Source organism: Mucilaginibacter sp. BGA-UO-ETr-C110, assembly GCF_059567985.1.
Genome location: NZ_JCAQPB010000002.1, coordinates 6574519 through 6597723, shown reverse-complemented (window position 1 = coordinate 6597723; position 23205 = coordinate 6574519). Strand labels below are relative to the sequence as shown.

Annotated in this window: 19 protein-coding genes; 11 read left to right on the top strand and 8 right to left on the bottom strand. The window is 42.8% G+C overall.

Translation table 11 applies throughout. The annotated features are described in order from the left end of the window. Positions 1–88 precede the first annotated feature (88 nt). Positions 89–295 carry a hypothetical protein gene (locus tag AC57BQ_RS28380; RefSeq protein WP_496409430.1) on the bottom strand — a complete coding sequence of 69 codons (207 nt, stop codon included), beginning with the start codon at positions 293–295 and terminating at the stop codon, positions 89–91. Positions 296–430: 135 nt separating this feature from the next. Here AC57BQ_RS28380 and AC57BQ_RS28375 point away from each other — a divergent pair, with 135 nt between their 5' ends. Together AC57BQ_RS28375 and AC57BQ_RS28370 are read left to right on the top strand one after the other, a co-directional pair. Then, positions 431–730: a hypothetical protein gene (locus tag AC57BQ_RS28375; protein WP_370999057.1), complete on the top strand. Its 300-nt coding sequence runs from the start codon at positions 431–433 to the stop codon at positions 728–730. A gap of 45 nt (positions 731–775) precedes the next feature. After that, positions 776–1267 (top strand): hypothetical protein, encoded by a 492-nt coding sequence (locus AC57BQ_RS28370; RefSeq protein ID WP_496409429.1) that lies wholly within the window; start codon positions 776–778, stop codon positions 1265–1267. Here the strand turns inward: AC57BQ_RS28370 and AC57BQ_RS28365 are convergent, their stop codons facing one another. Beyond that, positions 1268–2173, bottom strand: coding sequence for an alpha/beta hydrolase (locus tag AC57BQ_RS28365; RefSeq protein WP_496409428.1), 906 nt, complete (start codon positions 2171–2173; stop codon positions 1268–1270). Positions 2174–2267: 94 nt separating this feature from the next. Then, complete coding sequence (locus AC57BQ_RS28360) at positions 2268–3179, bottom strand: helix-turn-helix transcriptional regulator (protein WP_496409427.1); 912 nt, start codon at positions 3177–3179, stop codon at positions 2268–2270. A gap of 151 nt (positions 3180–3330) precedes the next feature. On the opposite strand from AC57BQ_RS28360, the gene AC57BQ_RS28355 reads away from it, so the two are divergent. After that, entirely contained in the window at positions 3331–7263 is a 3933-nt protein-coding gene (locus tag AC57BQ_RS28355; RefSeq protein WP_496409426.1) for a methylmalonyl-CoA mutase family protein, read from the top strand. A gap of 61 nt (positions 7264–7324) precedes the next feature. Here the strand turns inward: AC57BQ_RS28355 and AC57BQ_RS28350 are convergent, their stop codons facing one another. Next, on the bottom strand, positions 7325–7519 hold the full coding sequence (locus AC57BQ_RS28350) for a hypothetical protein (RefSeq protein ID WP_496409425.1): 195 nt from the start codon (positions 7517–7519) through the stop codon (positions 7325–7327). A 156-nt stretch (positions 7520–7675) separates the two neighbouring features. Between AC57BQ_RS28350 and AC57BQ_RS28345 the strand changes: the two genes are divergently transcribed. Beyond that, positions 7676–8251: a pentapeptide repeat-containing protein gene (locus AC57BQ_RS28345; RefSeq protein ID WP_496409424.1), complete on the top strand. Its 576-nt coding sequence runs from the start codon at positions 7676–7678 to the stop codon at positions 8249–8251. Positions 8252–8253: 2 nt separating this feature from the next. Here the strand turns inward: AC57BQ_RS28345 and AC57BQ_RS28340 are convergent, their stop codons facing one another. Then, entirely contained in the window at positions 8254–9030 is a 777-nt protein-coding gene (locus AC57BQ_RS28340) for a hypothetical protein (protein WP_496409423.1), read from the bottom strand. A 145-nt stretch (positions 9031–9175) separates the two neighbouring features. On the opposite strand from AC57BQ_RS28340, the gene AC57BQ_RS28335 reads away from it, so the two are divergent. Continuing rightward, positions 9176–9928 carry a M23 family metallopeptidase gene (locus tag AC57BQ_RS28335; protein WP_496409422.1) on the top strand — a complete coding sequence of 251 codons (753 nt, stop codon included), beginning with the start codon at positions 9176–9178 and terminating at the stop codon, positions 9926–9928. Beyond that, positions 9925–10686: a DUF4846 domain-containing protein gene (locus AC57BQ_RS28330; protein WP_496409421.1), complete on the top strand. Its 762-nt coding sequence runs from the start codon at positions 9925–9927 to the stop codon at positions 10684–10686. Before AC57BQ_RS28335 ends, AC57BQ_RS28330 begins: the two co-directional genes overlap by 4 nt. A 438-nt stretch (positions 10687–11124) precedes the next feature. On the opposite strand, the gene AC57BQ_RS28325 is transcribed toward AC57BQ_RS28330, so the two are convergent. Continuing rightward, a complete protein-coding gene (locus AC57BQ_RS28325) occupies positions 11125–12144 on the bottom strand; it encodes an aldo/keto reductase (protein WP_496409420.1) in 1020 nt (339 codons plus the stop codon). 318 nt (positions 12145–12462) lie between these two features. Between AC57BQ_RS28325 and AC57BQ_RS28320 the strand changes: the two genes are divergently transcribed. Both AC57BQ_RS28320 and AC57BQ_RS28315 read left to right on the top strand, forming a co-directional pair. Continuing rightward, positions 12463–12789, top strand: coding sequence for a hypothetical protein (locus AC57BQ_RS28320; protein ID WP_496409419.1), 327 nt, complete (start codon positions 12463–12465; stop codon positions 12787–12789). Positions 12790–13024: 235 nt separating this feature from the next. Next, on the top strand, positions 13025–14632 hold the full coding sequence (locus AC57BQ_RS28315; RefSeq protein WP_496409418.1) for a mechanosensitive ion channel family protein: 1608 nt from the start codon (positions 13025–13027) through the stop codon (positions 14630–14632). 337 nt (positions 14633–14969) lie between these two features. On the opposite strand, the gene AC57BQ_RS28310 is transcribed toward AC57BQ_RS28315, so the two are convergent. Then, complete coding sequence (locus AC57BQ_RS28310; RefSeq protein WP_496409417.1) at positions 14970–15950, bottom strand: acyl-ACP desaturase; 981 nt, start codon at positions 15948–15950, stop codon at positions 14970–14972. Positions 15951–16544: 594 nt separating this feature from the next. Then, positions 16545–17630 (bottom strand): glycoside hydrolase family 5 protein, encoded by a 1086-nt coding sequence (locus AC57BQ_RS28305; RefSeq protein ID WP_496409416.1) that lies wholly within the window; start codon positions 17628–17630, stop codon positions 16545–16547. 116 nt (positions 17631–17746) lie between these two features. Between AC57BQ_RS28305 and AC57BQ_RS28300 the strand changes: the two genes are divergently transcribed. From AC57BQ_RS28300 to AC57BQ_RS28290, 3 genes are all read left to right on the top strand, one after another. Continuing rightward, positions 17747–19093: a sensor histidine kinase gene (locus AC57BQ_RS28300; RefSeq protein WP_496409415.1), complete on the top strand. Its 1347-nt coding sequence runs from the start codon at positions 17747–17749 to the stop codon at positions 19091–19093. 13 nt (positions 19094–19106) lie between these two features. Beyond that, the gene (locus AC57BQ_RS28295) at positions 19107–21191 is read left to right on the top strand and encodes a cellulose biosynthesis cyclic di-GMP-binding regulatory protein BcsB (RefSeq protein WP_496409414.1); all 2085 of its coding nucleotides are present in this window, start codon (positions 19107–19109) and stop codon (positions 21189–21191) included. A 160-nt stretch (positions 21192–21351) separates the two neighbouring features. Further along, positions 21352–23196, top strand: coding sequence for a glycosyltransferase (locus tag AC57BQ_RS28290; RefSeq protein WP_496409413.1), 1845 nt, complete (start codon positions 21352–21354; stop codon positions 23194–23196). Positions 23197–23205 lie beyond the last annotated feature (9 nt).

The following is a 23205-nucleotide window of genomic DNA, read 5'->3' as shown; positions in this document are numbered from 1 at the left end:
GACAATGCTGTGGCAAGAGCCTGGTTTATTCGCTTTTACTTGAAAAAAGTTGTTTTACGCATATTACCTGGCAACAAATTCGTGGCAATCATGCAGCCTCGCTCATTCTGTATACAGATGAGCTTTCTTCGCCATTATCGCTGATACAAAATTCTATATAATCCGCTTTTCCGGCAGGCAGAGAAGTGAAGTAAGCGTCGATACCCAGCAGCTCCGCATAACATTTCGACGCTGCCATATCATCTGCTATAAAGCAGGTGCTGGCAAGTGTTGTTAATGTATGTTTTGCAGCCATTTTGTTGGTTATTGATTTATTAATAACCAAAGTTAAAACCAGCTACTGACAACCCTATGTCAGCAGGGTTTTACTTTATTTTGTGCAGCGTAAACTTTATATTAGATTACCAATCAATAAGCTGAAAAGACAAAGATGTTAGACTTTTATTTAATAGATGATCATCAGGCGAAGCCTAATTATCCAGAACAAAAAGACCTTCAATTTATTGGTGAGCTGGATGATCAAACATTTAACAGATTAAAAAACAAAAAAATCATAGCAGATCGATTTGATTATTATTCGGATTTCAGATGGAATACCGCTTTAATCAAACAAATGTGTGAAACTATTCAGCAAAAACAATTACAAACCGACACTGATGTAAAACAGCTGCTCTCATTACTTGGTATCGCCGGAGAAAATCAAAGTGGATTAATTGCTTATGGGGATTGAAAGTCGGTTATCAGTAAGCGGAATAATATCAACACTAACAGGGCAATGGATAAACAAACATTTATAGCACATTTTAAACTTTTACTAACGCATCTAAAGGATTGGACCTCGCAGAATTGCTTCAATGAGCTATCCGATAATTATGCTTTTATTTTAGAACCAAGCGAACGGACCTACAGTGATCATTTGACTGATGTCGAGAATATGTATTTAAAAGTTTGGAACAAACTTCAGGGTAAACAAATTTCATTTGAGGAGGTTATAAATCTATTTTATCACAATGGCAAAACTCCTAAGTGGGTAGACTGTAGTATTTATTATTCAACACCTAATATTACTGTTGTTGATTTACTTTTCAGTAGGCAATTTAAAGATGAAAGTGAAATTTATTACATGGAACGGGGAACCGGTCCGTTTAAGGCTCTTGTCTCAATCCCTCCAGATCATTTAAAAGTTATGAAAGGCGATAAATTTGATGTCAATTGGAAAAAACACCTTGATGACAGTAAAGGAATAACAAGCAAAACTGACTCTTAGCTATTTCAAAAACCCATTCTCATCGAGCCAGTTCCGGCACCAATCAAACCATTTATTTTTGCTTTTGGGGTTCTCTAACCCAAAACCGTGACCACCGGCCTGAAAAATGTGCATTTCCGCAGGTACTTTGGCTTTCAGCAAAGCATTAAAAAACAGCAGACTGTTTTTTACCGGCACCACATCATCATCTGCCGCGTGTACCAGAAATGTCGGAGGCGTGTTGCCAGTCACGTGCTTATCATTACTAAAAAAGTTCAACGTAGTTGTTGGTGCTGTTTTGCCTATCAGCGTTTCGCGGGTACCGCTGGCTATGCTCAGGTCGAAAACAATAACAGGGTATATCAGCATCATAAAATCGGGGCGCAGACTGATCTGTCCTTTATTTTCAATTACCGGCTTGTCAAAATGAGTCCCGGCGGTGGAGGCCAGGTGACCACCCGCCGAAAGTCCCATCATACCAATTTTATGCGGATCGATACCCCACTCCATCGCTCTTTGGCGCACCATCATAATAGCTTTTTGGGCATCCAGCAGCGGGCCAATGCTTTTATCAACCATAATGGTATCATTGGGCAAACGGTATTTTAATACAAAAGCGGTGACTCCTATTTTATTAAACTCACGGGCAACATCTGCACATCCATCAACTGCCAAAACAGAATAGCCGCCGCCCGGACAAATAATTACCGCCGCTCCCGATGCTTTACTCTTTTCCGGAAAATAGGCCAAAAGGCCAGGATGGGTTACATTACTGATGAGACCCGAGCTATCTTTTTGTTCCACAAAGCCTGCAGGCGCTTTTTTGGAATTGGGGATATCTTTTCCAAATAAGGGTATCACCTGCCCCTGCGCAGCAGCATAACGAGCGAGTAATATAAAAAAGAAGAATAGAATGTTTTTTTTCACGATCCCTTGATTTATTTGCTTTTATAATATTGACTTATATCAGTTCAATATTATGCTTTCATCAGGAGGAGATATGTGCAAAAATGCTCAACTTTTAAGCGCATTTTCTAAAACTTACCGGCTGAACACCATGCATTAATTTAAACGCCCGGCAAAAAGCGCTCACATTTTCAAACCCGCATAACCAGGTTATTTCGTGTACGGGTTTATCGGTCAGTTTTAATAGCTCGGCGGCACGTTCAAGCCTGAACCGGTTGAGATATTGATGAGGTGTTACCTGGAAAACAGCTTTAAATTGCATCACCAGCTGCGAAACAGACAGACAAGCTACGCTGCTCAACATATCCAGATCAGGATTATCCATATACGAGGAATGCAATACATCCCTGGCGACACATAAACGTTTGTATACCTCTTTTTGAGTACTCACTTTAAGCGCATTCACCTTCCCTGCATGTTTTACTTCGGATTTATGCGTTTGAATCAGGTGGTGTAACAAAAATACAAGCTGCTCATCCATCAGGGTGCTGTTATAGTCGCCAGTATCCAGCGCAGCTATCAGGTTCAATAATTGCCCTTGTAATTCAGACCCGATATCATTGAGGTTCTGAAAAAATTCGAGCGTGTTTTTGTCGTGATTAAAAGGGTCATCCAGCAATATTCCGGTGTCGGAAACGGCGTCACGAAATACAGAGGACGCGAATTCCTTTTTAAAAAAGATCGAAAGGCATTTTACTTTTTCACCGGTATCAATATGGCAGGAGTAGTTTTGATCGTCGTTCAACATCAGAAATTGTCCCGGTCGTACAGCTATCCTACGGTTATTGATACCGTACCACTCTTCGCCGCTGAGCACGGTTTTAAAAGAAAGACAGCCAACATGATTGTCGCAATGGCTATAGCTGCTCAGCGCATTGAAAACGATATTATGTTTTTTGAACCTGCTGAAATGCAATTGCTCATCAAAGCCCGGCTTAGCATGATCTGGCAAACTGGTAAAATACATATATAATATTGATGTATAATGATCTATGCAAGATAGTAATTATGCTTAAGATAATAAGTAATGAACGGATTTACAGCCTTATTTTATTATGCATGCATAACATCTACTTGGAAACAATTACTAAATTTGTGTTGACCAATTATCTATTTTCATGGAAAGCATTGCCCCATATCAATCCCGGTACAAGATCCGTTTTGTAACTGCCGCTTCGTTGTTCGACGGACATGATGCTACTATTAACATCATGCGCCGCATACTGCAAAGCAGCGGTGCCGAGGTGATACACCTGGGTCATAACCGCTCGGTTGACGAGGTGGTGAACTGCGCCATACAGGAAGATGTACAAGGCATAGCGCTTACCAGCTACCAGGGTGGTCACCTGGAATATTTTAAATATATGCATGATCTGCTGGCCGAACGCGGCGCGGGTCATATCAAAATATTTGGCGGGGGTGGCGGGGTATTCCTGCCACAGGAGATCGAAGAATTACAAGCTTACGGTATCTCCCGTATCTATTCGCCCGATGATGGTCGTACCATGGGTTTGCAGGGCATGATCAACGATATGCTGCAGCAATGCGATTTCCCTACGGTTACCCATCTCAACGGCGAAATGGACCACCTGCCAGAAAAAGACGCGGGCGCTATTGCCAGGCTAATCAGTATGGCCGAAGGTAGTATTCTCCACACACAAACCCTGGACAAAGGAGCAAAGACAAAGGACAATAAAAACTCAGACAAGGCTGTAGTGTTAGGTATCACCGGCACCGGTGGCTCGGGCAAATCGTCATTGGTAGATGAAATTGTGCGCCGTTTCCTGATGGCTACGGATAAAACACTGGCCATTATTTCGGTTGATCCATCTAAACGTAAAACAGGCGGTGCCCTTTTGGGCGATAGGATCCGCATGAACGCCATTAACCATCCGCGGGTATATATGCGCTCTTTGGCTACTCGACAGGCCAACCTGGCGCTATCCAAACACGTGCAGGAGAGTATCGACATCTGTAAGGCAGCCGGTTTCGATCTGATCATTGTGGAAACATCGGGCATTGGCCAGTCAGACACTATGATCACCGATTATTGCGATGTATCTCTTTATGTGATGACCCCGGAATTCGGCGCGGCCACCCAGCTGGAAAAGATCGATATGCTGGATTTTGCCGACCTGGTAGCCCTCAACAAATATGATAAACGCGGTGCGTTGGATGCCATCCGCGATGTACGCAAGCAATATAAACGCAACCATCAACTCTTCAGCGCCAAGGATGATGACCTGCCTGTATATGGCACTATGGCCTCACAGTTTAATGATCCGGGAATGAACACGCTGTTCGCTGCTATCATGAAGACCATCAAGGTTAAAACCGGGACCGATCTGCTAGCCGGTGCGGGGAGCCACTTGCTTGGTTTGGGTGAAGAATCTGAAAAGGTTTACATTATCCCGCCAGATCGTAACCGCTACCTGGCCGAGATTGCCGAAAGCAGCAAGGCTTATGACGATTGGGTGGACGAACAATGCAAAATCGCCCAGCAATTATTCCAGGTAAAGGGAGTGATGGAGCTTGATAAGATGCCGGAGCAAGGAACAAGGAGCAAGGACAAAAATCAGCAAGGCAAAGGCCCCTCTTTTGGAGAGGGTTATTCGCAATCAGTTATTTCGGGTGCTCATGAGGTGCTTCGCAGTTTAGGTGAGGTATATGCTCATTTGGAAGCTCAGCTTCACCCCGAATGTAAACGCCTGCTTAAGGAGTGGCCCGAAACAGTTAAGAAATATAAGGCGGAGAATTTTATTTATAAGGTACGTGATAAAGAGATCAAACAGCCTTTGTATTATACTTCGTTGTCGCAATTGCAGATCCCAAAGATAGCTTTGCCCCGGTACGAGGCCTGGGGTGATATATTGCGCTGGTTGCTTACCGAGAATGTGCCCGGCGAGTTCCCCTACGCGGCAGGTGTATTTCCGCTGAAACGTGAGGGTGAAGACCCAACCCGCATGTTTGCCGGCGAAGGCGGCCCCGAACGCACCAACAAACGTTTCCATTATGTATCGCTTGGTCAGCCGGCACACCGGTTATCTACCGCCTTTGATTCGGTTACCCTGTATGGGGAGGATCCGCACGTACGACCTGATATCTACGGCAAAATTGGTAATTCAGGTGTGAGCATCGCCACATTGGATGATGCCAAAAAACTATACTCGGGGTTTGATCTCTGTGCAGCATCTACCTCCGTATCCATGACCATTAACGGACCGGCCCCCATGCTGCTCGGCTTTTTCATGAATGCGGCTATTGATCAGCAATGCGAAAAATATATCAAAGAACATAGTTTAGAGCATCTGGTAGAAGCCAAATTTAAGGAGCTGTATGATGATAAGGGGCTGGGGAGACCGAGATATAAAAGCCTCACCCCAGCCCTCTCCAAAGGAGAGGGAGCTAAAAACGAGGGGGCTAAAAAACACGGTTATGAAACCGCTGATCCTATTTTATGGGAGGTATTAAAAGCAAATTCACAATCAAACAGAAAAAATCTTACCGAAGCAGAAAGTATATTATGGCAACATTTAAGGAATAATCAAACTGGATTTAAAATAAGAAGACAGCATCCTATTGACGGTTACATTGCTGATTTTGTTTGCATATCAAAAGGTCTTGTTGTTGAAATTGATGGGGGGTATCATGAATTAACCACAGAGCAGGATGAACTAAGAACTAAAGTTTTAAATGGTGAAGGCTTTGATGTCATTCGTTTCACAAATGATGAAGTCATAAAAAACACTCAAGAGGTAATTGAAAAAATAAAACAAATATTAACTAAACAACCAGACAGGAAAGTCCTCTCCTTTGGAGAGGATTTAGGTGAGGCTCCTCTTCCCGCCGGCAACAGCGGCCTAGGCCTTATGCTGCTGGGCCTTACCGGTAATCAGGTGCTTCCCGCTGATGTTTATGAAAAAATAAAGGCCTACGCTATTTCTACCGTTCGCGGTACGGTGCAGGCCGATATTTTAAAGGAAGATCAGGCACAGAATACCTGTATTTTTTCAACCGAGTTTGCCCTGCGTATGATGGGCGATATGCAGCAATATTTTATTAGGGAGAAAGTACGTAACTTTTATTCCGTGTCTATATCCGGCTATCACATTGCCGAGGCAGGGGCCAATCCTATTACCCAACTGGCATTTACCCTATCCAACGGGTTTACCTATGTGGAGTATTACCTGAGCCGGGGCATGCATATCGATGATTTCGCGCCCAACCTGTCGTTCTTTTTTAGTAATGGTATCGATCCGGAATATTCGGTGATCGGTCGTGTGGCCAGGCGCATCTGGGCCAAGGCCATCAAAAATAAATACAAAGGGAACGATCGTTCGCAAAAACTCAAATATCATATCCAGACCAGCGGGCGATCATTGCATGCCCAGGAGATCGATTTTAATGATATCCGTACTACGTTACAGGCTCTTTATGCCATTTATGATAACTGCAATTCGCTGCATACCAATGCTTATGACGAAGCTGTTACCACTCCTACCGAAGAATCTGTTAGGCGCGCCATGGCCATACAGCTCATCATTAACCGGGAGTTGGGCCTTGCCAAAAATGAGAACCCTATTCAAGGCGCTTTCATCATCGATGAGCTCACTGACCTGGTAGAACAGGCTGTATTAACCGAATTTAAGGCCATCAACGATCGCGGTGGCGTACTAGGCGCTATGGAAACCATGTACCAGCGCGGCAAGATCCAGGAAGAATCATTGTATTACGAAACCCTGAAACATAACGGCGAATACCCCATCATCGGAGTTAATACCTTCCTGAATAAAAAAGGCTCGCCAACTATAGTACCCTCTGAAGTGATCAGAGCTACCGAGGATGAAAAACAATACCAAATCCAAACCCTGCAGGCATTTCAGCAACGCAACCAGGAACGTATCCCTGAACTGCTCAAAACCTTGCAACACGCGGCCATTGCCGGCGACAATATTTTTGAAAGCCTGATGGAAGCCTGCAAATATTGTTCACTCGGACAGATAAGTCATGCACTGTACGAGGTTGGCGGGCAGTACCGAAGGAATATGTAATTAGGATAAGCCCGTATTACCGGGCTATTAAAACTTTTGATCATACAATAATATAATAATATTACACAGTTTGTGGACACACCACCGCAGGACACAGCATGTCCGGAGGAAACACACAAGGGCGAGTCGGGCAGCATCCATCACATACCGGTAAATGGCCAATAATAGGTCCGCCGCCCATGATTTTCCCCATTTGGCTTCTTGAAAGTGTTCCTGTTGCACCAAGTTCTAAAGCTTTTAGTTGTAAATTTTTCATAAGAATAGTTTTTTAGTGGTTAAAAATCAGGTATATATATATATCAAATATAATTATTATATATAGTAATTAATATCTGATCCATAAAAAAGTATTTCCATTTTTAAAGTGAATTCAAGGTGACAAAACATGGCGCAAGAAACTTAAATTTGCCCCATGCAAGCCAACTACCAGGAAGATCAAACTTTTACAAAAACACCTGTCGACCAACTAACCGGGCGCGACTGTACTTATGAAAATTGCAGGTTTATGAACTGTGATTTTGCTTATGCCAATCTGTACAGCATGGTTTTTATCGATTGCATATTTCAGGATTGCAACCTGTCGTTAGCCGATGTGAGCAATACTGGTTTTCAAAATATCGTATTTAAACATTGCAAACTAAGTGGTGTAAATTTTAGCAAAGCCCGCGACTTTTTGTTCGAAGCGCATTTTGAACATTGCATCCTGGATAATGCCGTTTTCTACCAAAAGAAAAATAAAAAAGCAAGGTTCAGCGAATGTTCCATGGTGGAGACAGACCTTACCGAATGTGATCTTACCGATGCCAAATTAATTAATTGTAATCTGAACAGGGCATTTTTTAGTCGCACCATATTAAAAGGCGCCGACCTGCGCAGCTCTTATAATTTTATAATCGACCCGGACGATAACATGATCAAAAAAGCGCAGTTCTCTTTGCACGGATTGCCAGGCTTATTAGGCAAGTACGATATCAAAATAGAAGGCTGAGGTTAAACTGGTAGTTCCACTTTATCTTTTTTTGCATAATGCAGGTAAGTGTAACCTGCTATTAGGCTGCCTAATATGGTGCATAACAGGGCGTAACCTATGGTTATTAAAATGTTCATGGCATTGAAGTAAACTTTGCTGATATACATATCCCTCATCTCTCCAAACGACAAAACCGAAATAACTGCAATTAGCTTTTCAACAAGGTCTGCACTTATATAAACACAAATCAGAAAGATGGCTGTATTTTTTAGTACATCGGTTGTAACTGTAGACTGCCTGGTTCTCTTCAGATATTGAAACGCGATAACAGAACTGATCAGCAATACAATTACCAGGTTAATTAAAGGTATCACCATAACCAGATTCATTTTTTGCAGGGTATCGTAAAACCGCTCATATATTAAAGTCAGGGTTTGGGAGTTAAGCTGATAATACATGATCAGAATGATACTGGTTTTGGCAATATACCATACTTTAAGCCGGTTGCCGGTATTGAGGTTTGCCCGGTACTGCATCAATAAAAAGAAGGTTAACAGTATGGGAAAAATAAAAAAATTAGGATAATCCGCCTTTTTGAAAACGCCCATCCCCGCCATGATCATATCAAAAATAAACCATAAGGAATTAAATACCCATGCGGTGATCTCCAGGCCCCGGCTCTTTTTCTGTCTCACCAGGAGCACAATAGAAAATATTAAACCCAACAACAGGATCAGCAGGATGGGTACGGCTATAATGAAAATGACAATGATAAAATCTGAGGAAGATGAATACATGTTAAGGTTTTTGTTTTAAATATTATAAATAAACTAAAGTGCCATATTGTTTGTCGTTAAGAAAAATACATTTGTAAATGTAAGAGCCTTGTGAATAATTCCCGGGGCATTTACAATTTCTCTAAACTTAATTGGTTATTACTTCATGAAAAAGATCATCCTGCTGCTTGGTGTTTTATGTATTTCTGCTGCGTCAAAAGCGCAGGACCCTGAAAAAGCCTGTATTAAGTTTAACGATTTTAATACAACCGTTTTAAAAGGTGACATTAAAAAAGCAGAGGCTCAAAAGGCCATTAAGGAACTGACACAGCAAATAAATCTATGGTACAGGTTACGCAGTCAGAGAGATAACCCGCCTTACTTGGTATTTCCGCTGCATGGATATAATTATCGCGCTATTGGCGGTAACGGCGACGGATACTCAGACAAGGGTTACCACTATACAGATGGAAACAAACATACCGCCCACCCGGCCCACGATATATTCATAAACGATAAAAATCAAGACTGTATTGATGACCGCACAAAAAAACCGGTAGATGTACTTGCCGTAGATTATGGGATTGTAATAGCATGCAGCAATGAATGGGAGCCTACAAGCAATCTTCGAGGGGGTAAATACGTATGGATATATCATTACGCTCCTTTCAACGGTTTTGCTCCTACTTATCACGCCGAAGGAATAATCACCTATTATGCCCACAATAATTGCATTTTTGTAAAGCCCGGCGATTGGGTAAAACCCGGCCAAAGGATTGCCGAAGTTGGCCGCACGGGCTATAATGCCTACAAAAAACGGTCGCCTACACACCTGCATTTTTCGACGTTTTATTTGGTGGACGACCTGCCTGTGCCCTATAACCCTTATTTACAGTTGAAAAAAGCCAAAACCTTATGAAAGCCTTCCTCCTGCTGCTATCATTCCTGCTTATACCTATTATCAAACCAGATAACGTTACAAACCGGTTTAAAATCCCGGCAGGCTTTCAGCAGGTAACGGTGTCATCCGGTAGTTTTGGAGCCTGGTTGCAAGCCTTACCGCTTAAACCAGTGGGTACACCCGCCCGCACCTATAAAGGCGATATTGCCCGCACCGATCTGTACACCGCGGCCATTGTGGATATGAGCGTAGGTACGCAAGACCTGCAACAGTGTGCCGATGCCGTGATGCGCCTGCGCGGCGAATACCTGTATCAGCAAAAGAACTATAAGGCCATCACCTTTAACTTTACCAGCGGCTTTAAATGCGATTTTGTTCATTATACCGATGGTTACCGCTACAGCAATGACCACTGGCTTTTAAAAGCCAAAAAGGACAATAGCTATCCCAACTTCCTCCGCTATATGAACCTAGTTTTCAGCTATGCGGGTACTTTATCATTACAAAAAGAGCTCAAAAAAGTAAGCGATCCCAATCAGTTGAAAACCGGGGATGTATTTATCAGGGGTGGTTCACCAGGGCATTGTTTTATTGTGCTGAATGTAGCGGAAGATGCCCGCCACCATAAAAAATTCCTGCTTGCACAAAGTTTTATGCCCGCCCAGAATATCCAGGTACTCCAGGACAATGGCAGCCCCTGGTTCAGTCTCGACAAAAAAAGTACCATCCCTTATGGCGAGCTCATCAGCAAGGCATATTTGAAACGCTTTGATTGATCTTCATCGTCAAAAACTTTTTAAACCTTAAATTTTAACACTTTTCTGCTCAAAACAGGCTAAAAACAGCTCAAAAATGCTTGAAAAAATCTCATTTTAACACTTTTTAACAAATTTCAACATGGTTTTAACGTGTTTTGAAAACTTTAAAAAGTATTAAATAATTGACCATCAAATAACTACACACAAATCAATTGGTTTTTGACCTTGTTTTTCCTTAACCAAACAGCCCGGCTTTCTGGTTGGAAAGCCGGGCTGTTTGGATTTATATAAATATACGAAAATTTTGGCGTAAGTATCAATCTATAAAATCAAGTCATGCCGAACTTGTTTCGGCATCCCACAAGTAAAGTGTACAACATGGTGCCCAACCTATCCTGTGAGATCCTGAAACAAGTTCAGGATGACTTCTCTATTTACACATCTTCCAATACTCTTTTACCTCTTCTCTACCCTATCATAAAACCCGCCGAAGGAATTAACCCTTACGCCTTCTTCTTTAAAAAAATCGCCGGGGAAACCGAGTTCAATGGCGCTGGCATCATTCAACTTTTTTAGCTGATCATCGCTCAGGGCAACCTCAACTGTTTTCAGGTTATCCCGCAGCTGATCGACTTTGGTGGCACCCACTATCGGAATGCATGAAAAACCTTGCTGACGGGTCCAGTTCAGGGCCACATGACTCTCTGATACCCCCAGTTCGGCAGCTATCTCCATCACCACCTTGGTAATGCCTTCGGCGCGACTGTTTAAACGATTGCTCTCGGGTTTGATACGACCCTTATCGCCCTTCAAATATTTGCCCGTTAAAGCTCCCCCAGCTAAAGGCGCCCACGGGGTTACCGTCATGCCAAAATGTTTGGCCATCGGTATCAGTTCGCGTTCGGCAGTACGGGCCAGCAGGCTATACTCTACCTGTAAGGCAATGAACTGGCTCCAGCCCATCAGTTCGGCCAGGGTGTTACCTTTAGCTACTACCCAGGCAGGCGTATCGCTGATGGCGGCATAGTTTACTTTGCCTTGTTTTATCAGGTCGTCCATGCCGCGCAGTACCTCATCTATGGGGGTAATATCATCCCAGATATGTAGATACAGCACGTCGATAAAATCAGTTTTTAAGCGTTTGAGGCTTTCCTCTACGCTACGCATCATGTTTTTGCGGTTATTGCCCGATGCATTGGGATTGGTGGTATTATCCTTCAGTGTGTATTTGGTGGCCAGCACAAAGTAATCGCGGTCGTGATTGCTCATATATTCGCCTATAATCTTTTCGCTGGTACCCAGTTTATAAATATTGGCCGTATCCAAAAAGTTGCCGCCGGCATGGGCGTAGGCATCCATAATGGCAAAGCTGGTATCCTTATCGGCTCCCCATCCGGCTTCGGTGCCAAAGCCCATGGTGCCTAAACATAATTCTGAAACTTTAAGGCCCGAGCGGCCCAGTAATTTGTAATTCATGGTATTGTTTTTATTATAATTATTAGCGTCGAGCCGCCCCCTGCCTGCACTTCGTTAGGCGCCCATCTACGCGAATGTGCTTTTTTCCCACCCGTCATTGCGAGGAGGAACGACGTGGCAATCCCCTACTTACAGAGCGTACCTGCCTATCGGGGATTGCCACGCTCCGCTCGCAATGACGGGTTTTTATTTTTTTGTCACCACCAATAGCGAAGCAAAGCCAGGGTGAGTCGCTTTCCGCGCTTTAAATATCGCTTTAATATTACAACAAACAATAAGCAAGCCCGGCTTGTACTTTAAATATAAACATCCATCGCCATGAAAATCATCACCCTCCATAAACCCATCAAGATACAGGAACTGTACGATCTGTTGCTGCAAAAACTTAACCCGCTTTTTCATGAACGCCGGCAAAGTGATATTGATTTTACTGTCGAACAAAAAAACGGATCCATCGAAATAAACGGACCCGAAATTTATGAAGGCTTCCTGTTCAACCTGACCTTAAATGGCGCCGAGCTGTGGATAACCCGGTCTGAGCATTATGTAGACGATGTAAACTCGCTCACCATTGAATCGATCCTGAACAATTTGTTTAAAGACCTGGCCGGCGACGATGGCACCGACCTGGTACAGGAGGGCTAAAGAGAAACATTTTTGTCATTTCGAACGAGGAACGAGGAGAAACTATCTCTTGAGCGTAGCGAAAAATCTTTTGCGGTTAACCAGGCGAACATTGCAGGGCGTAAAAGATTTCTCCTCACGCCATCGTGCTACCCAACGTTGTTCGTTCGAAATGACATGGGTGCGAGAACCAGTGGTAGACGAGGCTAAAAAGATTGAAATATAATTTTTAGCTTTAACAGAAAATCTACCTGTTATGCCTAAAAGTTATTACCTGTTCATCGTATTTTTATTTGCCGCCTTTGTTGCGCGGGCACAAAAACCGGTTGAAGCCAAAGGTTATCCGGTCATTATCAGTCGGGACACGCTTTTTACATTTTACACTGGGCAAGGATTATTTCAACCTGCCGAGCGGGCCGAAGTAGTAACCAAACGCATTGAGGCTTTGGTTAATCGCATTGATTTTAACCCCGATTCGCTCACCTTAAAAAACGACACCACGGTTTCGGTGATCTCCTATAGTTCGCAAATCATCCTGGCGGTTAACAATAAGGATGCAACTTTCACCGAATTAAACCGTCCGCAGCTGGCAGCCAGTTACCTGGTTATTCTGAAAAAGAAACTGGGCAATTATTTTAGTGATAGCAGTACCAAACAGATAGTTATTAATATTCTGGAAGCTGTTGCCGTTGTGATATTGCTCATAGCGCTCATCTGGGCATTAAACAAAGGCTCCCGCTGGCTAAAGCTTAAAACGCTCAAGGCCTGGGAAAACCGCATGGATAAGCTGGCGGCCCAGGGCGCACCGGTTGCTTATGCCAAACGCCTGCTGCCCTTAGTTACTGGTTTGCTGCGTATCGGTCGGTTTATACTCATCATATTGCTGGTTTACATGGCCCTGCCCGTGTTGTTCTTTATTTTCCCCTCGTCAAAACCTATCGCGGTGCAGCTGCTCAGCTACGTCGTTAACCCCTTTAAAAGCATCCTGCTGGCCATTGTGCACTATATTCCCAACCTGCTTACCATCGCGGTAATTTATATTGTGACCCGGTATATTGTCAAACTGGTAAAATTTATTGCCAGCGAAATTGCGCAGGGTGCCATTACCATCAATGGTTTTTACCCGGAGTGGGCTATGCCTACCTACAATATTATCCGGGTGCTGTTGTTCGCTTTTATGTTTGTGGTGATATTCCCCTATTTGCCGGGTTCCGACTCTAAAGTTTTCCAGGGGGTAACGGTATTTCTGGGGATCCTGTTTTCGCTGGGTTCATCGTCGGCCATATCCAATATGGTATCGGGCATTGTGCTTACCTATATGCGCCCCTACAAAATTGGCGACCGTATTAAGGTGGGCGATGTAATGGGTGATGTAGTGGAGAAAAACCTGCTGGTAACCCGCCTGCGCACTATCAAAAATGAGGACATCACCATTCCCAATGCCACCATATTAAGCGGCCATACCACCAATTACAGCACCGTAGCCAAAACCATGGGACTGATCCTGAACACCACTATCACTATTGGTTACGATGTACCCTGGCAAACGGTACATAACTTGCTCATCAGCGCGGCCGAAGCAACCGAAGGCATCCTGCTTACCGATCATAAACCATTTGTACTGCAAACCGGGCTGAATGATTTTAATGTAGCCTACCAGTTGAATGCTTACACGGAACTCTCCAACCAAATGGCGGTGATCTACTCCCGGCTGCATCAGAACATACAGGATAAGTTTAATGAAGCCGGTGTCGAGATCATGTCACCAAATTATTTTGCACTGCGCGATGGCAACCACATCCAGATTCCGGATGGGTATGTACCCGAGGGGTATAGTAAGCCGGGGTTTAAGGTTGATAAGTAAACCCTCAGTCATGCCGAACTTGTTTCGGCATCCCATAAGAAAGATGTGCGACATGGCGGTTAGCTTGTCCTGAGGGATCCTGAAACAAGTTCAGGATGACTTCACTTTTTTATTCTGGTCTCGATCATCAGCTTTACGAAGTTTTGAAAACTTCGTAAAGCTGATGAAGATTGTTGTCATTTCGAACGAAGAGAGAAATCTTTTACGCCTGACATGCCCCCGCGTAAAAGATTTCTCCTCGTTCCTCGTTCGAAATGACATTCGTATTTTATTAAGCCTATCAAACAAAAAAGGCGCCTTAAAGGCGCCTTTTTTAATATTTTCTGATAAGGAAAATTTAACCGTTTATCCAGCTGAATTTGTATTCCAGCATGGGATTTTTCATGCGTTCGGCAACACGCAGCAGGCGCGATGGCAGGTTCATGATATAATCGCGGGCTTTTTCGCCGGCTTCATTTAAATCTGTAGTGCTTTCAATATGCCAGTCTTCAATCAGCTCTTTCAGTATATCCACATAATCAACAGCGGTGTATATACCCAGGCGCTGGGCAGCATCTGTAAAGTGGCCAAAAGTTTGACCAATTTTTAAACCTACCTCACGTAAAAAGTGAGCAGGCATCACAATCTTTTTGCGCATCATATCCTCAAAAGCAATCATCGCTTCGTTCGGATCAACCTCAAATATTTTTTCGATGAAATATTTATAAGCTTTGGCATGACGTGCTTCGTCGCTGGCAATAACGCCGCACATTTTTGACAATAGCGTATCACCATCTTTTTTAGCCTGTGAGGCTACACGCCTGTGCGATACATTGGTAGCCAGTTCCTGGAACGAGGTATATATAAAGTTGCGGTACGGATCGGTTCCGGTACCGATATCAAAACCATCGGCTATCAGGTACTGGGTTGATACCTCCATCATGCGCATGTTAACACGGCCAGATAGGTAAAGGTACTTGTTAAGCAGATCGCCATGGCGGTTCTCCTCACTGGTCCAGTGGCGGGTCCATTTCATCCAGCCACCTTCTTCATCTTTATTTACACCTTCAACCATGGTCAACCATGATTCATAAGTAGGCAGGGCTTCCTCGGTAATGGTATCACCAATTAAAACAGCTATCAGATCGTAACTTAAACCCTGGGCGCTTTCCTGCAGTTCTTTTATTTCGTTGAAAAAGGAATCTCTTGTGGAGTCGGGCAAAAAATCAGATGGTTGCCAAATAGTATCAACAGGTTTTAAATATTCAAACATCTTTTCGAGCATATATTTTTCAATATGCTCCATAACCTCCCGACGTTTTTCTTCAAAAAATTTCATAACAGTATATTACCCAGCAAAGGTAATCAATAAATGAATAATTATGTTAAATGATTTTATGGCCTGTGGGAAATGGCTCAAAGACTATTGGATTAAGGATTTTTCTGGAGTAAAGATTTTGGGCTATTAGTTAAAGAAGAGGGCGTTACCTACGGCACGGGCTATCCGCTCATACTTCCCAGGCATTAGCCACAGGCCGGTATCCGCTGCTATCCCTAACGCTTTTTAATTATTGAATTAGGCGAGATTTTTTTCTTTTCCGTCAGCAGATAAGCTTCGGGCGAAACCGGGTAGAACAATGATGGCCCGTGCCGCTGTAGGGGCATAGCAAGTTTTTGCTGAAGCGAGGGGCCGAGGGAACGAAGTAGCGCAAAATAATTGCAGCCCGTGGTTCTGTCCGGTTTGCAAGGCAAAGGCCGTGAGCGCAAAGAAGCATTTCTGGTGACTTGATTTTTTGGTTACTTTTGTATCAAGACAAAAGTAACAGCCCCAGCGGCAATTGAGCGCTATACGACTTGCATTATTCGCCCTGTATAAAGGGGATTGCTTCGTACCTCGCAATGACGCGCGGAGATTAATTGTTCACTCCCTCTTTTACCGCACAAACCCAATAGCCTCCTTCATACAAGCCGGTAACGTATTTAGGGCAGGTTTACCGGTAAACAGAGAGAATGATCCGTTATAATCCCAAAGCATACCAGGAATATGCAACCTTTTAAGGGCTGCACGCATAGCTTTAATATAGCGACAGCGGCTGTCGGGGTCGGCATATTTGTTATAAACACCATATTCGCCGCATATTACAGGCACATCGTATTTATCGGCCCAGGTCTTTGCAATCTGCAGCTTATCGTTAATTGATTGTTCGTTACCATCTTTATTGTACTTATTATAATTGAGTTCTCCATCGGTTCCTTTGGCTTTTGGGTTAAGGGCTGGAAAATTTTCCGCACTATAAGGAAATGATACCCCGGTTGTTGCCACCTGGTCGCCCACCCAGGCTGCGCCCTGGTGGGTAAAAAAAAACGGTTCATAAAAATGAAAAGTATAAATAATGTTCTCGTCGGCAAGGCGCACAAAACGGCTCAGTTCATAAATGCTATTGTAATTGGATGCGCCAATGATAAGCGTATGCCGTTTATCAATTTTCCGGATAGCGGTTACTATATTATAGGCCGCGTCTTTCCACACTTTGGGGTCAATTCTGGGCGGCTCATTATATAATTCAAAAAAGACGTCATCGGCACTGGTATGAATATAACGTTTTACTATTTTTAACCAGCGATTAATAATTATAGGTGTTTCCACCAAATAATTGGTATCATTTAACTTTCCGTAATGGTAATCAATCACCAGTTTAAACCCATAATCGTGGCATTGTTTTACTACCTGGTCAATCCGCTGGTATACCTGCTCGTCGGGTATGTGCTGCTCCTGAAACCAGCTAAAGGCTACAGGTAACCTGATACTTTTAAAGCCCAGTTTTTTCAATAATTCCAGATCGCTTTTTTTTAAACCCTCTTCCGCAAACGTTTGTTTAACCCATGTTTGCTCCAACCATGAAATACTGATACCATTATCCAGACTTTGTGCCCGTTTAAAAGCCAGCGAACGGGCCTGCTCCATTTTTGGACTGCTTTTTGCAAGAGCGCCAGCAGTTGATACTATGAGTATTAACAAATAGTTTAAGATTTGCGTTAAAAGAATTACTCTGCCCCTCATCTCTTAAACCTTAAATTGATAAAAATCCATAAAAAACAGGACTTGATTTTAATTATAATTTAAGATAACGAATAATGTTTGTTCAAATTGCAAAAGACGAATTAATAAAAGAGACCTCGAAAAAAGCATGGTTCCAAACCAATAATATCATTTGGCCCATTATTTTGCTTTACCCGGTTTTCAGTATTGTTGATTACGTATACGCCCCAGAAATTTGGATACAGTTTTTTATTGTACGATTGATCACCAGCGCTCTGATATTTGGCCTGCACGGGCTTTTTACCGCTAAAGGGTATGATTACCGTTTGTTGCTGCACATCAGTTTCTTTATGTTATCAGTAACATCGGCGCTTTTATGCAATATTGTAAAGATCCAGAATCTTAATATTTACTACCTGGTTTTTGCAACCATTGTATTGTTCTTTAACCTACAGGTATTTTGGGAGCCTTTTAACTCCTTTATGGAGGTATTGGTAGCCTTATTGCTACTGGCCATATTTTTTACTTTATTCAGCGATTATAATCTGGATATCGTGATTAGTAATGGCGGGCAGTTCTTTTTTATAACCGCTATTATTTCATGTATCATCCCCGGTACCCGTTACAAGGTGATGCGGAGGGATGTGCGCTCGCAGATACTGATCGAAAAATCAAACGAACAGCTTAAACAGCAAAACGCCGACATTAACGCCAAAAATAACCTGATCGACGCGCAATACGAACAGTTGCGCAAAATTGACGGACAAAAAAACAGCTTTATTAATATAGCCGGCCACGATTTGAAGAACCTCATCGGCTCTGTGGTGATGAGCAATAACCTGATCAAGGAAGAAGATTATCGCCTGAGCAATGATCAAAAAGAGTATGTGGGCTATATATCTGAGTCGGCTGATAAGATGCAGTATCTGTTGAACAGATTGATGGATGTGAAAGAGATCGAATCGCCGGAGATGCAGTTTAATCTCGAGATATTTGATGCCAATACAGAAGTGGCGCATGTTTTCAGAGGCTTATATGAAACCGCGCAGATGAAAAACATCCACCTGACGGATAATATCCTGAAACTGCCGCTCAATGTTAAGCTCGACCGGGTATTTGCCGGTCAGGTATTTCAGAACTTATTATCAAATGCCATCAAGTTTTCGCAAACCAATAACGATATCAGGGTGGTAACCAGCCTGCAGCGCCAACGCTTTGTTTTTGAGATCATTGACGAAGGTATCGCCATAGGCCAGAAAGAATTGGACATGATGTTTAATAAATTAAAAACGCTTAATGATACATCAGGCGTTAATGAAAGTCGCCTTGGTTTGGGGCTTTCTATCGCCAAACTGATGACCCAGGAAATGGGTGGCGAACTAAGCTATCGCAGTGACGATAATGGTAATTATTTTAGAGTTGAGTTTTACGTTATAAATTAATATTTACAACCAGATGAATAAATTTTTAGCCCTTTTAGCCTTTGTATTTTTAGTTAATACAACGACGCAAGCACAAAGTATAGTAACTTTTAAATCGCTTGGGCATGAAGACGATGTGCTGTACGGAATGAGCGGAGCCAATTCATTTTATGTGAAGATAACCCCGCTTACCGAAATGAACGGCAGCAAGCTGGTATTGTATTTTGAGCCATCACAGGCTTTGATCAAAGAGCGCTCGTACATTAACGTGGTTATCAACAACAAACCCGCCTATAGCGGCCGGTTAACCAGGGATTCGATACAGAAGCTCACCCTGAACCTGACCCGCGCGGATCTGTCGGCTGATAAGTTCCTGAAGATCCAGGTAAAAACCCTGCTTACCATCAGCGATGATGAGTGTAAGGATCTGGATAACCCGGCTATGTGGTTAAAGATCAAAAATTATTCATACTTGGCCTTACTAAAAAGCAATAAGAGCTTTTTTGATAACGTAAACATCAGCAACTGCTTCGATTCCAAAAGGGCTATTGTTTATCCTGCAAACCCAAGCCTGCATGACTTGAAAGCGGTGGCATGGGCCTACGCCAGGTTAAAAAAGACACAAACCCGCAACATCCAGGTGTTTGAAGAAGGTAAATTACCTGATACTGTACGTAACTATATAGAGGTTGGTAACATAGCAAGCCTGCCTGCAGCTCAACGCGAACTGATAAAAGTAACCCCGCAAAGTGATCAGGGTTTATTTTACCTGCACAAATCGGTAGGTATGGTTACTGATACCATCACCCGCATGGTTGCAGCACCAAACGGTACCCTTACGCCGGTTAAAACCCTGAGCCAGGAAAACGTATCTAAAGAAATATTATTTATAACCGGTGGTGATGATAATGGTTACGAAAAAGCGATCACCGCTTTGGGTAACATGAATATCCTGAACTCCACCTATGGCGATTACCTGCTGATCGAAAAAGCACAAAACACTTTCTTTAAAAGCATTGACGAAAACCGCTCAAAATTATCCTTGAAACAAATTGGTGGTATCAGCGACTTTTTATCGGGTATTGGTTCATTGAAAAGTGCCTACTCCTTTAAAAACAGCGACTTTAGCTTTACACCAAAAGAGGTAGAGATCCACTTTGTGGCCAATTACAGCGGCTTAAGCCCCGGCGACCGTGGTTTCTTTAACATTTACTTGAACGGCCTGCTCATCAGCAGTGAAAAGCTGGATGCATCCGGAAAGTTAAATACTTCTATCACCATCAACCGTTATCAGCACCATAAATACAATACATTGGAGGCGGAGTTCAGGTTTTTCCCAACCAACGGGCATTGTAAAGACAGTTTCATCAATTTCTTTGCAGAGGTTGACGTAGATAAATCATACCTGGAATCAAAAAACCCGTTCATCACCAGTAACCTGAGCTTTTATCAGTATCCGGAAGCCTTTAATACCGGTACCACACGTGTATTAATAAGCAGGGACTACGCGAAATATGCTGCTGCCGCACTGGGTGAAATTATTTACGAACTGAATAACAACATCAACGCCAATAACTTCCCTGAGTTTGTTTATTCGGACGGGATACAGCCAGATGAGCTTAAAAAGTATAACATTATCGCGCTGCTTTCAAAAGACGATAAGTTACTGAATGAGTTCCCTGACGCGCCAATTACGTTCAGTCGTGATTTCCGCCTGTATAATACGGATAACCATACACCGGTTTATTCCTTGTCTGATACGGTATCAAACGGCCTCGCTCAAATATTTTACGGGCGAAGTAATAACGCCACACTGGTACTTACCGCAACCGGCAAACACATATCTGAGGCATTCCTGGCGGTATCAAAATCCATTACCGAACAGCTTTCAACCTTGTCAAGTAACGTTTGTATATCTGATGTTAACTCCAATAAATATTTGTTCAACATCAATAAATCAAGCGAGAACCTGGAATATATTGATACCAAAAGCGGTTTAACCCGTTTCTGGGACAACTATAACCTGTACATACTATTGGGTTTACTGATCCTGATATTGCTTTCGTTCCTATATGTTCGTTCAAAAGTTCAAAAATCACAGGAGTTGTTTAACGATTAATTCTTTATAGTATCAAGTAGTTAGTATCAAGTATCACGACTTTTTGGGTACCTGATACTAACTACCTGATACTATGGATCAGGTATCACGATTTTTCTGTAACACTTTAAATCTTTACTTGATACTTGATACTAACTACTTGATACTAAAACAAAAAACAATGAGTATTTCTATTCCTGAACTTTTGGTTAACGACAGGTTCATCACACCAGCCGATCAGGAAAAAATCAAACATTTTTCAGAACGGTCGGGCATGTCATATACCAAGATCGCTTTGAACTTTGGTTATATCTCCCGTAAAAATTACGAGCGTTCTTTAATCAACGCTGGCTTTACCTTTGCACCGGTGAGGGAAGAAGCCTTTGATACCGAAATACAAAAAAGGATCGATCTTAAATTTGCTAACGATCATATCGCCCTACCGCTCCGCATCGAGAATAATAAGGTAGTAACCTTAATGAGCGATCCGAGCAACCAGCTGTTTATTGAGTTTATCAGATTTACTTACGACCTGGAACCCCACATCATTGTAGCCAGCGACCTGGACATTACCTGGCTAAGTCACAAACTGCTTGGCGAAAAATATGTAAAGGCTTCCGTGTTTGAGCTTTTAAGGCGCGATCCCGACAGCTCGGCATCCACTACCTTTACCAGTCCGCAGCTCATCACTATTTTTATCATCATCAGTATCACCGTTATCGGGTTGGTGCTGAATTTTAAAAATACATCTATCATTATCAATGTTATCATCAGTACATTTTTCCTGATCGCTATTATTTTTAAGCTGTTCCTGGCCCTGGTGGGTTCGCGCTTTGAACTGCATCAGGCGGTAACTAAAACCGATGTACGGGATATTTTAGAAAGCAGTCTGCCGGTTTATACCATATTATTGCCGGTTTATAAAGAAGATAAGCTGATCAAAAAGCTGATCTGGAATTTACAGAGTCTGGATTATCCCCGCGAACAGCTGGATATTAAACTGCTGATTGAGGAAGATGATGATAAAACACTGCAGGCGGTTCAAAATCTGGATTTCCCAGGTGTTTTTGAAGTGATCATAGTGCCTTTTCACATGCCAAAAACCAAGCCTAAGGCCTGTAATTACGGCTTACACTTTTCCAAGGGCAAATACCTCACCATTTATGATGCCGAGGATATTCCCGATACCGATCAGTTGAAAAAGGTAGTATCGCTTTTTGCCAAACTGCCGCAAAATTATATCTGTGTACAAAGCGCGTTGAACTATTTTAACCGGAACGAGAACTTCCTGACACGTATGTTTACGCTGGAATACTCCTACTGGTTTGATTATATGCTTCCGGGACTGGATACCTTGGATATCCCAATTCCGCTGGGAGGTACCAGCAACCATTTTAAAATGGACGCCCTGATAGAGTTAGGTGCCTGGGATCCGTTTAACGTGACCGAAGATGCCGACCTGGGCGTGCGCGCTTACGCCAAAGGTTATAAAATAGCTATCATTAATTCCACCACCTACGAGGAAGCCAACAACGAGCCTATTAACTGGATACGCCAGCGTTCGCGCTGGATCAAGGGTTATATGCAAACCTACCTGGTGCACATGCGTAACCCGGCGAAACTGGTTAAAAAAATTGGCTGGCGTGGCTTCTGGGGATTTAATTTCTTTATAGGCGGCACATCGGCTACATTTTTGGCTTACCCACTTTTACTGGGCATATTTATCAGCTACCTGATATTCGATTTTTCGACCATGCGCACCCTGTTCCCGGATTGGGTATTATTTATGGCGATATTTAACCTGATGGTTGGTAACATCCTCATGATCTATATCAACATGATGGCTGTATTTAAACGCAGATATTTTGAACTGATATTATTTGCCATTGCCAACCCGGTTTATTGGTTGATGCACTCGGCAGCGGCTTATATGGGCTTGTACCAGTTAATAGTGAATCCTTTTTACTGGGAAAAAACCAATCATGGATTAAGTAAAGTTAATAACCCAACAAACGTTATTAAATAAGATTGTTGT